The following is a 12,996-nucleotide window of genomic DNA, read 5'->3' as shown; positions in this document are numbered from 1 at the left end:
GCGGTCCTCTCACCAGTGGCGGCCGGCGGGCAGCCGGTCGAGTTCGGGGCCGGACAGGTGGTGCACCCGGTAGCGGGTGCCGGGCACGTCCTCGGGGGCCGCGCCGCGCCAGAGGGCGATGCGCAGCAGTTCCCAGCGGGACGGGTCGACGGCGACGGCGGCCGTGTGCAGCCCGGGGTGGTCGGGCAGTCCGGCGAGGGCCCGTTCGACGGCCTCGGCCGGATCGGCGCCCTCGGGGATGCGGTCCAGTTGCCGGGTGGCGGTGGCGGGGGTTCCCGGCGCGGTGCCGCGGCGCAGGCCCGCGCCGAGCCAGTGCCGGACGGCGGGGCGGCCGAAGTCCGCGCTCAGGCCCCGGAATCCCGGGCCCCAGAGGAAGCCGTTCATGCCCTCGTGGGTGCGCCAGAGGTAGAACGGCGCGTACTGGTTGACGGGTGATCCGTCCAGACCTCGCTCGCGGACCAGGTAGGCCTTGAGCCCGAGGCCCGGGTGGTCGTCGAGCAGGTGGCCCTTGGCGGCGATCCGGCGGCGGACGATCGCCATGTCGTAGTCGGCGGGGAGGGTGATCTCGTACTGCATGGCGTGCACGGGGACTCCCTGGGGCGGCGGGCGGCGGGCGGTGGGACAGCCGGTCGCGGGGCGGGGGCGGGGCGGGGGCTCCGGTCACCCGGTCCGGTGGGCGGCGAGCAGGGCGAGGGCGCCGCGCACCGCCCGCTCGAACGGTTCGGCGCTCTCGGCGGCGCGGGCGAGCACGTAGCCGCCCTGGACGACGGCGACCACGGCGGCGGCGGTGTCGGCCGGGTCGGCGGCGGAGTGGAGCTCACCGGCCTCCCGCCCTTCGGCGATCACCTCGGCGATCCGGCCGCGCAGCCAGGTGAAGGTCTCCTCGACGGGGGCGCGCAGCCGGGGATCGGCGACCACCTCCGGGTCCTGGGCCATCCGCCCGATCCGGCAGCCGCGCAGCACGTCGCGTTCGCGGTGCAGGTAGGCGGCGATCCGCTCGTACGCGGTGCCGGGGCCGGCCAGGTCGGCCTCGGCGACGGCGCGCATCTGCTCGGCGCTGCGGCGCAGGGCGGCGGCGGCGAGGTCGGGCTTGCCGTCGAAGTGGTGGTACATGCTGCCCTGGCCGACACCGGCGTGCTGCTGGATGGCCTTGGGGCTGGTACCGACGTAGCCGCGCTCCCAGAGGAGTTCCTGGGTGCTCTCGATGAGGCGGTCCTGGGTTGCCATGCGGATCACTGTACCTACCGATAGGTACAGATGTACATACCGGTAGGTACAGAGCCCCGGCCGGGCGTCGGACGCGAGGAGGGCCGTGGGCCGCCCCCCGGCGGTCCACGGCCCTGCTTGATCGTCGTCCCCAGGAACACCACGCGGCATTCACCGCGGGACGGTGGCGCGCGTCACCTCGCACGGCCACCGGGTGTCACACTGCGTCACCATCACCTGGGCGGGAACGGGCGGGAACGGACAGCCGAGGGGCGGTCACCGGCGGCCGGCGGCGGGCCGGTGACGGGGCGCCGGCCGGCGGCGCGCGGCCGCCGTCACGGCCGGACGGACGGCAGCTCGCGCCGGACCACCGGGGCGACCTCGCTCGCGAACAGCTCCAGCTGCTCGTGCTGGACCTCCTCGGTGAGCGCGTCCACGCCGATCCCGACCACCTCGTTGCCGAAGGCCTCGTGGTACCGGTGGATCTTGTCGATCACCTGCTGCGGACTGCCGACCAGGGCCGATCCGCGCTCCAGCGCGTCCTCCAGCGACTCGAACGGCGAGTTGTTGTGCCTGCCCGCCGCCGAGGCGAACAGCGCGTCCCAGTACGGGCGGAACCCCTCGACCGCGTCCTGCGAACGCCGCGCGATGAAGAGTCCGCCGAAGCCGGTGCCGACCCGGGCGTCCTCCGGGGCGTGGCCGTAGTGCTCCCAGCGCTCGCGGTAGTGGTCGACCAGCGCCTTGTACTTGGCCAGCGGATGGAAGGAGTTGGCGGAGAACAGCGGGTCACCGTAGCGGGCGGCGAGGTCGGTGGACTGGGTGCTGGTGGCACTGCCGTGCCAGACCGGGATCGGGTCCTGGTGGGGCCGCGGCCAGGTGGTGACCTCCGTCAGCGCCGGCCGGGTGGTGCCCTCCCAGCTGACCTTCTCCTCCCGCCAGAGCCGGCGCAGCAGCCCGTAGTTCTCGGCCAGCGCGTCCCACTGCCGCTCCTCCGGCAGGCCGAACAGGTCGAAGTGGCGCGGGTCGTTGCCCTTGCCGATGATCAGTTCGAGCCGCCCGCCGGAGAGCTGGTCGACCAGGGCGTAGTCCTCCGCGACCCGGACCGGGTCGAGGACGGAGAGCACCGTGACGGTGGTGAACAGCCGGATGGTCGAGGTGCGGGCGGCGACGGCGCTCAGCAGTACGGGCGGCGCCGGGGAGAGGAACGGCTCGCCGTGCCGCTCCCCCACCCCGTAGCCGTCGTAGCCGAGCCGCTCGGCGGTGACGGCCTGGTCGATGACGTTGTGCAGCTTCTCGTACGGGGTGCGCTGCACGCCGGTGACGGGGTCGGGTCCGTTGGACACGAGGGACGAGACGGTGAACCGCACGGCGGTCTCCTTGTTGGCGCTCGGTGGGTGCTCGTCGGGACGGCCCGGGAGGCCTCGGCCCATGAGGCCCGGGGCGTCGGCACTCCGGTGCTCCGGCAGCCGGTGCCCGGCGCTCCGATGCGTCGGCGCCGATGGGATCGACGGGACCGGAGGGGGCCGGAAGGAGGCGGGCCGGGGGCGGGGCGGGGGCCGAACAGCCGTCGGACGGTGGCCGGGTGCGGCTCGACGAGGCGGGGTGGCCGGCGCGGCGGCCCGGCGGAGCCGCCCGGGACCGGCCGCTCACGCCAGGGCAGCACCGGGGGCGGGATCGCGCGGAGGCCGGAACTCGGGCCGGGTCAGCGCGAAGTGCTGCGGGGGCGACAACAGCGCAGGAGAGTGGTTCGGACGGACATCCGGCTCCCCCTCTTCGCCTCGCACACACACGATCCACCGCGAGCATAGGCACCGGCGCCGGAGCACGGCAAGGGTCGGCGGACCGACGGCGGCGCGGGCGCGGCAAGTCCCTCGGCCGGACGGGCCCGACCTGGCAGGATGTCCCGCATGAGCTACCTCGCCGCGGATGACCGCTACGCCTCGATGACCTACCGCCGGGCCGGCCGCAGCGGCGTGCTGCTGCCGGCCGTCTCCCTGGGCCTGTGGCACAACTTCGGTGACGCCCAGCCACTCGACGTCCAGCGGGCGGTCCTGCGCCGGGCGTTCGACCGGGGCATCACCCACTTCGACCTGGCGAACAACTACGGCCCGCCGTACGGCAGCGCCGAGCGCAACTTCGGCCACCTGTTCGCGCAGGACTTCCGCCCGTACCGGGACGAGCTGTTCATCGCCTCCAAGGCGGGCTACGACATGTGGCCCGGCCCGTACGGCGAGGGCGGCGGCCGCAAGTACCTGCTGGCCAGCCTGGACCAGTCGCTGGGCCGGATGGGCCTGGACTACGTGGACGTCTTCTACTCGCACCGCTACGACGCCGACACCCCGCTCGAAGAGACCATGGGGGCGCTGGACTCGGCGGTCCGCGCGGGCAAGGCCCTGTATGCCGGCATCTCCAACTACCCGGCGGAGCAGCACCGGGAGGCGGTGGCGATCCTGCGCGAGCTGGGTACGCCGGTGCTGATGAACCAGTGCGCCTACTCGATCCTCAACCGGTACGTCGAGGACGGGGTGCTGGACGCGGTCGGCGACACCCGGACCAGCCTGATCGCCTACTCGCCGCTCGCCCAGGGCCTGCTGACCGACCGCTACCTCTCGGGCGAGGTGCCGGCGGGTTCGCGCATGTCGGTCGGCCACTTCCTCAAGGAGGAGGCGCTGACCGGCCGGAAGCTGGATCAGCTGCGGGCGCTGAACAAGGTCGCGGAGCGGCGCGGCCAGACCCTGGCGCAGCTGGCGCTGTCGTGGGTGCTGCGGGACCCGCGGGTGGTGTCGGTGATCATCGGGGCCAGCAGCGTGAAGCAGCTGGACCAGAACATCGACGCGCTGGCGGGCGGTCCGCTGACGGCGGAGGAGCTCGCGGAGATCGACGCGCTGAGCAGCTGACCGGTCCGCGGTCCGGCGGGCTCCCGGGTGCGCCGGCTCCCGGGCCTGCGGGCCCGCGGACGGGCGCGCGGGACGGGCGGGCGGCGGGTTCGCAGGTGGCGCGCCGGGCGGTACCCGGCGCGCGCCGCCCGGTCGGCCACTGGTGCGTGACCGACCGGGCGGCGCCGTCGTTGGACCGTCCGTACGCGTCCGTCGAAACCCCGGGAGCCGCAGTGCGGACCTATCTGCTCAGGGCCATCGCCCGCTTCGCCCGTCAGCTGGCACTGACCTCGCCGATGCCGTTCCCGCTTCTGCCGGGGGTGCTACCGCCGGTTGACGCCCAGCGCCGGTAGCACCGTCTCGGCGACCCGGTGGGCCTCCTCCAGCAGCGGGTTGCCGGAGAGGATGAAGGTGTCCACGCCGAGCGACTCGAACTCCTGGAGCCGCTCCACCACCTGGGCCGTCGAGCCGACGACCGCCGTCCCCGGGCCCGGACGGAACAGGCTCATGCCCGGCCAGAGGTTCGGGTAGGCCTCCAACTCCCGTGCCCGGGCCGGGACCTTGCCGCCGTGCTGGCGGAACTGCCGCTGCCAGCCGACCCCGTCCTCACCCCGGGCCCCGCCGAGTTGGCGGGCGTAGGTGGCCTCGCTGGTGACGTCGAGCAGCCGGTCGGCGGCGGCCCACGCCTCGTCCTCGGTGTCGCGGACGATCAGGTGCAGCCGCAGCCCGATCCGCAGCGTCCGCCCGTGCGCGGCGGCGCGTTCGCGGACCAGGTCGAGCTTCTCCTTGAGCAGGTGCGGCGGTTCGCCCCAGGTCAGGTAGACGTCCACGTGCTGGGCGGCCATCTCGATGCCGGCCGCCGAACTGCCGCCGAACCAGAGCGGGATGCCGCCCGGCTGGACCGGGGTGAGCTCGCGCAGGCTCGCACCGGCGTTCGTGAGGTCGTAGAACTCGCCCTTGTGGTCGAAGACCTCACCGGCGGTGAGCCGCTTGACGATCGACCAGTACTCGGCGCTGAGCCGGTAGCGGTCGTCGTGCTCGACGTTCAGGCCGTACTCGCGCAGCTGCGCGGTGGAGCCGTTGACCACGTTGAACCGGAGCCGCCCGCCGTGCAGGTGGTCGAAGCTGAGCGCCATCTTGGCCAGCAGGGTCGGCGAGACCAGGCCCGGGTGGACGGCCAGCAGCGGCTTGAACGCGGGGGTGGTCGCGGCGGCCAGCGCGTTGCCGAGGTCCCAGACGTCGTAGAGGTCGGTCGCCAGCAGGGCTCCGGTGTAGCCCAACCGCTCGACGCTGCCCGCGAGTTGCTGGAGGTAGCGGAGGTCGACCGGGCGGCGGCCGGCCGGCTCCCACGGGTAGTGGCCCTCGCGCGGGATGATGTACCAGAGGACTTCGGAGGCCATCGGTCAGACCGCCTTGGCGAGTGCGGCGGCCACCGGGGCCTCCAGGGCGGGGAGGTGCGCGTCGGCGACGGTCACCGCGCGGTCGATGAAGCCGACCCCGTGGAAGATGTCGGCCGCCTCCTGCTGCTCGGCGACGAACCCCGCGGTGGCGGGCTCCAGCCGCCAGGGCAGCACCGCCAGCGCCGCCTCCCAGTCCTCGGCGGTGCCGCCGAGGTCCTCGGCCGCGATGGCGGCGGCCTCCGGCAGGTGGGCGGCCACCCAGGCGTCCGCGCGGAGCAGCGCGGCACCGATCGCGGCGACCACCTCCGGGCGGTCGGTGGCGAAGTCCCGGCGGGTGAAGAACACCGAGCGGTCGGTGATGACGTCCCCGGTGCGGATCAGCTCGCGGAACTCCCCGGTGCGGCGGGCGGCGGCCAGTTCCGCCCCCTGGGCGATCCAGCCGGCGATCTCGCCGTCGCGCAGCCGGCGCGCCTGGTCCTCGCCGGCGGCCGGACGGACCGGGGTGACGTCGGTCGCGTAGGACAGGCCCTCGGCGTGCAGGGCCTTGGCCAGCAGGTGGGTCTGCCAGGAGCCGACGCCGAGGACGACGGTGCCGCCCCGGAGGTCCCCGACGGTGCGCACCGGCCCGTCGGCGCGCACCAGCAGCGCGCCGTGGTCCGGGCGGGGCGCGGAGACCGCCGCGTACACCAGGTCGTGGCCGGCCGCCTGGGCGGTGACCGGCGGGGTGGAGCCGGTCCCGCCGAAGTCGATGGTGCCGTCGGCGAGCAGGGCTCCGGTGCGGGTGCCGTCGGCGTAGTGGTGGAACGCTCCGGTCTCGCCGAGCGGGGCCAACTCCTCGTCCAGGTAGTCCAGTCGGGAGAGGTAGTAGAGCGACGGGTTGCTGGCGTGGACGCCGAGGGTGATGGCCATGGGGATCAACTCCTGTGGTGCGGGCGGGGGTTCGCTCGGGCGGGCGGGCGAGGGGAGGGCGGTTGGTGGCGGGGGCGGGGTGACGGCGGGGCTGCGGGGCTGCGGGGCTGCGGGGCTGCTCAGTGCACGCCGAGGTCGGCGAGCAGGCCCCGCCGCAGCTCGGCGAAGGCCGGGTCGGCCGGGTCGCGCGGGTGGTCGACGGCGACCCGGTCGTCCCGGACGAGCCTGCCGTCGCGGAGCACCGCGACCCGGTCGGCCAGCCGGACGGCCTCGTCCACGTCGTGGGTGACCAGCAGGACCGCCGGACGGTGGCGCCGGACGAGATCGCCCACCAGGTCCTGCATCCGCAGCCGGGTGAGCGCGTCCAGGGCGGCGAACGGCTCGTCCAGCAGCAGGAGCCGGGGCTCGCGGACCAGCGCCCGGGCGAGCGCGACCCGCTGCGCCTCACCGCCGGAGAGGGTGGCCGGCCAGGCGTCGGCGTGCCCGTCCAGGCCGACCTCGGCGAGCGCCTTCAGTCCGGTCTCCCGGGTGGCGGCGCCGCGCGGGAGGCCGACGGTGACGTTGGCCAGCACCCGCTTGGACGGGACCAGCCGGGGCTCCTGGAAGACCACCGTCCGGACGGTCGGGACGAGCACCGTGCCGGCGTCGGCCCGGTCCAGCGCGCCGAGGATGCGCAGCAGCGTGGTCTTGCCGGTGCCGCTGGCACCGAGCAGGGCGACGAACTCGCCGCGGGCGATGTCGAGGTCGACGCCGTCCAGCACCGCCCGGGTGCCGAACACGCGGCGCAGGCCGCGGAGGTGGACGGCGGGGGCGTCGCCGGACCCGGGGCCGGTGGACGGCTCCGGGGCCGGGGCCGGGAGCCGGCTCCGGGGCTCCTGCGCGGCCTGGGCGACCTGACCGGTCCCGGTGGCCTGGGCGAAATCGGCGGTCTCGGTGGTCCCGGTGGTCCGGGTGGTCTCGGTGGTCCGGGTGGTCATCGGCCGGCTCCTTGGGTGGCCTTGCGCCAGGGCATCAGGAATCGTTCCAGCAGACGGACGACGCCGTCGGCGGTGAGGCCGAGCAGCCCGTAGATCAGGATGCAGACGGCGAGGATGTCGGTTCGGGAGTAGTTCTGCGCCTGGGCCATCAGGTAGCCGATGCCCTCGGTCGAGTTGATCTCCTCGGCGGCGATCAGCGCGATCACGCTGAGCGTCATCGAGAGCCGCAGGCCGGAGAGGAGCGAGGGCAGCGCACCGGGCAGGACGACGGTGCGCACGATCGCCCACCGGCCCAGGCCGAAGCTGCGCATCGCCTCGATCAGCTTGCGGTCCGAGTTGCGCACCCCGCCGGAGGTCGACACGTACATCGGGAAGCTGGTGGCGACCCCGATCAGTGCGACCTTGGCGGTCTCGGTGATGCCGAACCACACCATGAACAGCGGCACCAGGGCGAGGAAGGGCACCGTGCGCAGGACCTGGACGGCCGAGTCCAGCAGCTCCTCGCCGAGCCGGAAGAAGCCGGTGACGACGCCGAGCACCAGGCCGACGGAGGCGCCGAAGAGCAGTCCGAGGCCGGCGCGGGTGAGCGAGACGGTGAGCGCGTCGGCGAGCTGGCCGTTGCCCCAGAGCTCGCCGACCGCCTCGGCGACCTGGGCGGGCGAGGCGAGCACGTCCTGGGTCAGGGCGCCGGTGGCGGAGGCCAGGGCCCAGCCGCCGAGCAGCGCGAGCGGGCCCAGGGTGCGCAGGACGAGGGCGAGGGCCCGCGGGCGCGGCGACTGGAGGCGGGTGCGCGGCTCCACCAGGCCGGCCGCCCGGGCGGCGGCGGTGCCGCCGTCCTCGGGACCGGGGGCCGCCGCGGCGGCGGGTGCGGTGGCGGGCCCGGTGGCGGGCGCGGTGGCCCCGGCCGGAGCGGCGCCGGTCCGGGTGGCCGTGCCGCCGGTCACTTGGCGCCGTCCGCGAGCTTGCTGACGTCGATCAGGTAGGGCTTGACGTCGACCAGCTGCTTGGTGACCTTCTGGTCGGCGAAGAACGCCGCGACGGTGCCGAACCGGGTGATGTCCGCCTCGCCGATGACGTCGGCGGTGGCACCCTGCCTGGTGACGTTGACCGCGACCTCCTTCTCCGCGGGCGTGACGGCGGTCGGGCCGGAGTCGGTGAAGACGTTGAGGTAGGCGGCCGGGTCGGCCTTCTCCTTGAGGCCGTTCTCGTGCAGGTAGGTGTAGAAGGCCTTGACGACCTCGGGGTGCTTCTCGGCGAAGCCGTTGCGGACGGCCCAGACCGCGTAGTTGTCGGATCCGACCTCCTTGCCGCTGGCCAGGAAGTGCGAACCGGAGTTGGCGATCGACGGGGTGGAGAAGGTGTTCCAGGTGGCCCAGGCGTCCACCTGGCCGGAGTTGAAGACGCCCGAGGTCTGGTCGGCGCGCAGGTACACCCGCTCGACCTTGTCGGCCGGGACGCCGTTCTTCTCCAGCGCCTTCAGCAGGAGGTACTCGCTGGTGCCGCCCTGGCTGACCGCGACCTTCTTCCCCACCAGGTCCTGCACGGTCTTGATCGGGGAGTCGTTCTTCACCAGGATGCCCTCGCCGACCCCGTCCGGGGCGGTCTGCGCGAACAGCTTGAAGCCCGGCTTCTGGGCGAGCGCGGCGACGGCGGAGGTGATCGATCCCTGGGCGACGTCGAGCTGGTCGGCCGAGAGCGCCTGGGCCGCGGGGGCGAACGGGCCGGCGCTCCCCGTCCAGGCGACCTTGGTGTGGACGGCGGCGAGGGCCTTCTCCAGCGAGCCGTCCTTCTTCCCGAGGGCGAGGAAGCCGTTGTTGCCGGGGTCCGGGACACGGAGCACCACCTCGGACCTGCCCCCGCCGTCGGCGGAGGCCTTGGCCCCGTCGGCGGACGAGCCGCAGGCGGCCAGGGCGGTGGTGGCGAGCAGTGCGGTGGCGGCGAGCGCGAGGCGGGAGGGGTTCACGGGGGTCGACTCCTGAGGAGAGCGGGGCTGACGGGCGTTCGGAGGGGGGTACCGGCGGGGGCTGCGACGGGGCGAGGGGAAGAGATGACGGAGGCGGGCGCGGGCGGCCGGCCCGGGGGGAAAGAGGGACGGAGGGCCGGTCAGCCCTCGGTCGTCCGCTGCCGTCCGGCCTCCCCCGCTTCGCGGCGGGCGGCGAGCAGGGCGCGGGCGGCGCGGAGCGGTCCGGGGTCGGCCCAGCCGCGGACGTCCACGGGGGCCTCCAGGAACCCGTGCCGGTGGAGGAACCGTTCCTGCTGCTCCAGCAGGCCGAGCCGCTCCTCGGAGAGGTCCAGGTGCAGCGTGCGGTGGCTGCCGGGCGCGTAGGCCCCGGCGACGCCCTCCTCCCCCGCGCCGGTCTCCGCCTGGAGGATGCGGGTCACCTCGACGGGGTGCTCGGCGGCCCAGTCGGCCGCCTCCAGCAGCACCGCGAGGAACCGGGCGACCAGCTCCGGATGCTCGTCGAGCAGGCTCTGGTGGACGGTGATCGGCCGGGGCGTGCCGTTGTTGACCCGGGCCCGGCGGTCCGGGGCCGCGTCCAGCTCGACGGCCACCTCCGCACCGATCCGCCGGGCCGCCTCCACGGCCAGCGCGCCCTTCACGTACACCGCGTCCACCGTGCCGTCCCGCAGGGCGGCGAGCTCCGCGGCCCACTGCCCGCCGCCCGGCTCGGCCGGGACGTCCACCAACTCGGCGTCGTCCAGGGTGAGTCCGGCGAGCGACAGGGCGCCGTGCAGGCCGGCGAGGGCCATCGCCCGCCAGAAGTCGATCCCGATCCCATGACGTGGGACGGCCAGGCGACGGCCCCGCAGCTGCTCCGGAGCGTCGATCCCGCTGCCGGCCCGGACCAGGACGGCCTGCCGCTCCTCGATCCAGGTGAGCCCGATCAGCCTGGTCCGCTCGCCCCGCGAGCGGGCCCACAGCGCCGGGACGTTCCCGCCCTCGCGGAACAGGCCGGTGAGGGCGTGCGTGTAGTGGTGGTCGGCGGCCACCTCGGGCGGCGCGTCCTGGAGCGAGCGGACGGCGATCCCGTCGGCGGCGAACTCCCGGGCGAGCCATCCCTGGTCGGCGGCGATGCCGGTCGCGGTGGGGACGGGGCAGCGGGTGAACCAGAGGTCCGGCGGGACATCGGCGGCGGCCGCGGGGGCGGGGCCGGGGGTACTGCTGGCGTGGCTGGGCACGGTGACGGTTCCTCTGCGGCTGGGTGCGCACGGGTGCGGCGGGGCGCGGTACTGGCGCGCACCGGCCTTGCGGCGGCGGGGGTGTGGGCGGTCGGCGCGGACGGCGCGTCAGCGACAACAGACGCAGGGGGCGGGGCACCGGTGGGTCGTCACGGCGCTGCTCCTTCCTGCGGTCCGGCGCGGTGGACGGGGCTCGTCCGGTGCGCTGCGCCGAGCGTTCCACGACGAGGGAGCGCGAGGCAAGCCTTTGCCACATGGTGGGATCACTTGTTCATGAACGGCATCCCATTGCAACGTCGTTGACACAAATCCGCAGCACACGCTGCCATAGTCTGGGAGCGACTCCGGTGAACCGGCCGGAGCGCCGGACAGAACGAGAGGTGCCATGGCCGAGGCCGCCACCGCCGTCCAGAGCCCGCCGGCCGGCGCCCAGGCCGTCCAGCGAGCCCTCGGGCTGCTGCACTGCTTCCACGACAACGGCCCCGACCTGAGCGCCTCGGACCTGGCCCGCCGGATGGGCCTGTCGGTCTCGACCTCACACCGGCTCGCCCGCACCCTGGTCAGCGCCGGGTTCCTGGAGCAGGACGAGCAGACCGCCCGCTACCGGCTCGGCCCGGCCGTCGCCGAGCTCGGCCAGCTCTCCTTCCACCAGCGGGGCCTGCACCTGGCCGCACCCGAACTGGAACTGCTCTCCCGGCGCACCGGGGCCACCGCCGACCTGGCGATCCGCAGCGGCCCGCACGCGGTGATCCTGGTCGGCGCGTCCGTCCGCCCCGACACCGGGCTGGGACTGCGCCGCCCGCTCCACTCGACGGCCCTGGGAAAGGTGCTGCTGGCCTGGCCGCGGCCCGGCGAGGCGGGGGCGGCCGCACTCGGCCCGCTGCCGCCGTTCACCGACCGGACCATCACCGAACCGGAGCGGCTGGACGAGGAGTTGGCGAAGGTCCGGTCCGCCGGCCACGCGCTCAACGACGGCGAGTCGGCGACCGGGATCCGCACGGTGGCCGTACCGGTGCTGGACGGCGCCGGCCAGGCCCGGTTCGCGCTGGCCGTCCGCTCGACGCCCGCGCACCTCACCGACGACCGGCTGGACTGGTTCCTCGGGCACGCGCGGTCCTGCGCCGCCGCCCTGGCCGTCCTGCTGCTGCCGCCGGACCAGCGCGCCTGACGCATCGTCAGCCCATGCCCGAGGGCCGGGCGTTCGGATGAACGCCCGGCCCGTACGGCGATGCTCGGCGGTACTCGGTGCTGCTCGGCGGAAGTCGGTGGAGCTCAGCGGTACTCGGCGGAAGTCGGTGGAGCTCAGCGGCGGTTCACGCCACCGGGGTGTACTTGTACCCGACCCGACGGACCGTCACGATGCTGTCGCGGTAGGCCACACCGAGCTTGCGGCGGAGCCGGGCGACGTGCACGTCGACCGTCCGGCCGTCACCGACGTGGCCGTAGCCCCAGACGGCGGAGACCAGGTGGTCGCGGGTGTGGACGCGCTGCGGGTGCTCGGTCAGGTGGGCCAGCAGCTCGAACTCCAGGTAGGTGAGGTCGAGCAACTGCCCGTCGACGTAGGCGTTGCGCCGCTCCACGTCCACGCTGATGCCGCGCCCGGCGGGGCGGACCGGGCGGACGGAGGCGGTCGCGGTGCCGGTCGGCGCCGGACCGACGGGTCCGATGCCGGCGACCGCGGGGGCGACCGCCGGGGAGGCGGGCGCGGGGACGGTCGCGACGGGGAGCACACCCGGGACCGCACCGGTGGCGGACGCGTTCTCGGCCGGCACCAGCACGAGGTACCCGACCATCGGGTGCCCGGCGGCGCCGAACTGCGCGCCGTACTGGGCCAGCAGCGCCTGCGGCAGCGTGCCGTGCGGGAGTGCCGCGACGACCGCCGCGCCCTCGGGCAGCGCCGCGAGCAGCGCCTGCGGCGCCGCCGGGAGCTGGCCGGGCTGCGGGACGCCCGCCCCGTACGGCGGGAGCGGAGCCTGCGAAGGCACCGGAGGCGCGGGCTGAGCGGCCGTCGGACGCGGCGGGACCGGCCCGCCGTGCCATCGTTCGCCGGTCGAGGGGACGGAGCGGACCGCGCGCAGGTGCGGGGTCGCGGCGGGAAGGGGAAGGGTGGCCGTAGAGGAAGAAGACATGATGCCGCTCATTTCGCGCGTGACGGACGGGGTGGAGTCGTCTGCGCGTCGACCGGGCGTGCTGCCGAGAACTGACCTTGGGTCAGCGGAGGGAGAGCCGGGACGCGCTGGGCGACCCCGGACACGTCTGGTCGAACAGGTGCGGCTGCCGGGACGGCCAGAACGGCTCAAGGTCGAGGTGACGACCCCTGCTGCTGTCCACGACGTGATTCATGCGCCCATTCAACCATGTGAACGGACCGTTGCACCGTGCCGTCCGGGCCGCCCCGCCCGCACGGGCGGTCGTGGTGGTGGCGGCCGGAGGGGAGGTGGGGCAGGC

General features: G+C 74.8%; 13 protein-coding genes. 2 read left to right on the top strand and 11 right to left on the bottom strand.

All coding sequences use genetic code 11. The annotated features are described in order from the left end of the window. Positions 1–9: 9 nt before the first annotated feature. From OG550_RS30020 to OG550_RS30010, 3 genes are all read right to left on the bottom strand, one after another. Entirely contained in the window at positions 10–585 is a 576-nt protein-coding gene (locus OG550_RS30020) for a DUF4865 family protein (protein ID WP_327682808.1), read from the bottom strand. Between the two features lie 75 nt (positions 586–660). Further along, a complete protein-coding gene (locus tag OG550_RS30015; RefSeq protein ID WP_327682806.1) occupies positions 661–1,227 on the bottom strand; it encodes a TetR/AcrR family transcriptional regulator in 567 nt (188 codons plus the stop codon). Positions 1,228–1,541: 314 nt separating this feature from the next. Further along, a complete protein-coding gene (locus tag OG550_RS30010; protein WP_327682804.1) occupies positions 1,542–2,573 on the bottom strand; it encodes an LLM class flavin-dependent oxidoreductase in 1,032 nt (343 codons plus the stop codon). A 540-nt stretch (positions 2,574–3,113) separates the two neighbouring features. Between OG550_RS30010 and OG550_RS30005 the strand changes: the two genes are divergently transcribed. Then, positions 3,114–4,103 carry an aldo/keto reductase gene (locus OG550_RS30005; RefSeq protein ID WP_327682802.1) on the top strand — a complete coding sequence of 330 codons (990 nt, stop codon included), beginning with the start codon at positions 3,114–3,116 and terminating at the stop codon, positions 4,101–4,103. A gap of 302 nt (positions 4,104–4,405) precedes the next feature. Here the strand turns inward: OG550_RS30005 and OG550_RS30000 are convergent, their stop codons facing one another. The 6 genes from OG550_RS30000 to OG550_RS29975 all read right to left on the bottom strand — a co-directional run bounded on the left by OG550_RS30000 (position 4,406) and on the right by OG550_RS29975 (position 10,548). Further along, positions 4,406–5,482: an LLM class flavin-dependent oxidoreductase gene (locus tag OG550_RS30000; protein WP_327682800.1), complete on the bottom strand. Its 1,077-nt coding sequence runs from the start codon at positions 5,480–5,482 to the stop codon at positions 4,406–4,408. Positions 5,483–5,485: 3 nt separating this feature from the next. Then, entirely contained in the window at positions 5,486–6,391 is a 906-nt protein-coding gene (locus OG550_RS29995; RefSeq protein WP_327682798.1) for an ABC transporter substrate-binding protein, read from the bottom strand. A gap of 119 nt (positions 6,392–6,510) precedes the next feature. After that, complete coding sequence (locus tag OG550_RS29990; RefSeq protein WP_327682796.1) at positions 6,511–7,368, bottom strand: ABC transporter ATP-binding protein; 858 nt, start codon at positions 7,366–7,368, stop codon at positions 6,511–6,513. Beyond that, entirely contained in the window at positions 7,365–8,171 is an 807-nt protein-coding gene (locus OG550_RS29985; protein ID WP_327684248.1) for an ABC transporter permease, read from the bottom strand. The genes OG550_RS29990 and OG550_RS29985 overlap by 4 nt, the downstream gene beginning before the upstream one ends. 137 nt (positions 8,172–8,308) lie before the next feature. Then, on the bottom strand, positions 8,309–9,331 hold the full coding sequence (locus OG550_RS29980; RefSeq protein WP_327682794.1) for an ABC transporter substrate-binding protein: 1,023 nt from the start codon (positions 9,329–9,331) through the stop codon (positions 8,309–8,311). 140 nt (positions 9,332–9,471) lie between these two features. Then, positions 9,472–10,548, bottom strand: coding sequence for an ABC transporter substrate-binding protein (locus OG550_RS29975; protein ID WP_327682792.1), 1,077 nt, complete (start codon positions 10,546–10,548; stop codon positions 9,472–9,474). A gap of 385 nt (positions 10,549–10,933) precedes the next feature. Between OG550_RS29975 and OG550_RS29970 the strand changes: the two genes are divergently transcribed. After that, positions 10,934–11,716, top strand: a complete 783-nt coding sequence (locus OG550_RS29970; protein ID WP_327682791.1) for an IclR family transcriptional regulator — start codon at positions 10,934–10,936, stop codon at positions 11,714–11,716. A gap of 145 nt (positions 11,717–11,861) precedes the next feature. On the opposite strand, the gene OG550_RS29965 is transcribed toward OG550_RS29970, so the two are convergent. Together OG550_RS29965 and OG550_RS29960 are read right to left on the bottom strand one after the other, a co-directional pair. After that, positions 11,862–12,677, bottom strand: a complete 816-nt coding sequence (locus tag OG550_RS29965; protein WP_327682789.1) for a winged helix-turn-helix domain-containing protein — start codon at positions 12,675–12,677, stop codon at positions 11,862–11,864. A gap of 82 nt (positions 12,678–12,759) precedes the next feature. Then, positions 12,760–12,891: a hypothetical protein gene (locus OG550_RS29960; protein ID WP_327682788.1), complete on the bottom strand. Its 132-nt coding sequence runs from the start codon at positions 12,889–12,891 to the stop codon at positions 12,760–12,762. Between the last annotated feature and the right edge of the window lie 105 nt (positions 12,892–12,996).

Origin of the sequence: Kitasatospora sp. NBC_00458, assembly GCF_036013975.1 — a bacterium.
Lineage (GTDB): Bacteria > Actinomycetota > Actinomycetes > Streptomycetales > Streptomycetaceae > Kitasatospora.
This window is presented reverse-complemented; position numbering and strand designations above follow the sequence as displayed.

Bases quoted from the DNA above. Each gene is read 5' to 3' on its own strand.
- OG550_RS30015 (WP_327682806.1), bottom strand. From the start codon at position 1,227: ATGGCAACCCAGGACCGCCTCATCGAGAGCACCCAGGAACTCCTCTGG.
- OG550_RS30005 (WP_327682802.1), top strand. From the start codon at position 3,114: ATGAGCTACCTCGCCGCGGATGACCGCTACGCCTCGATGACCTACCGC.
- OG550_RS30000 (WP_327682800.1), bottom strand. From the start codon at position 5,482: ATGGCCTCCGAAGTCCTCTGGTACATCATCCCGCGCGAGGGCCACTAC.
- OG550_RS29995 (WP_327682798.1), bottom strand. From the start codon at position 6,391: ATGGCCATCACCCTCGGCGTCCACGCCAGCAACCCGTCGCTCTACTAC.
- OG550_RS29990 (WP_327682796.1), bottom strand. From the start codon at position 7,368: ATGACCACCCGGACCACCGAGACCACCCGGACCACCGGGACCACCGAG.
- OG550_RS29970 (WP_327682791.1), top strand. From the start codon at position 10,934: ATGGCCGAGGCCGCCACCGCCGTCCAGAGCCCGCCGGCCGGCGCCCAG.
- OG550_RS29965 (WP_327682789.1), bottom strand. From the start codon at position 12,677: ATGTCTTCTTCCTCTACGGCCACCCTTCCCCTTCCCGCCGCGACCCCG.
- OG550_RS29960 (WP_327682788.1), bottom strand. From the start codon at position 12,891: ATGAATCACGTCGTGGACAGCAGCAGGGGTCGTCACCTCGACCTTGAG.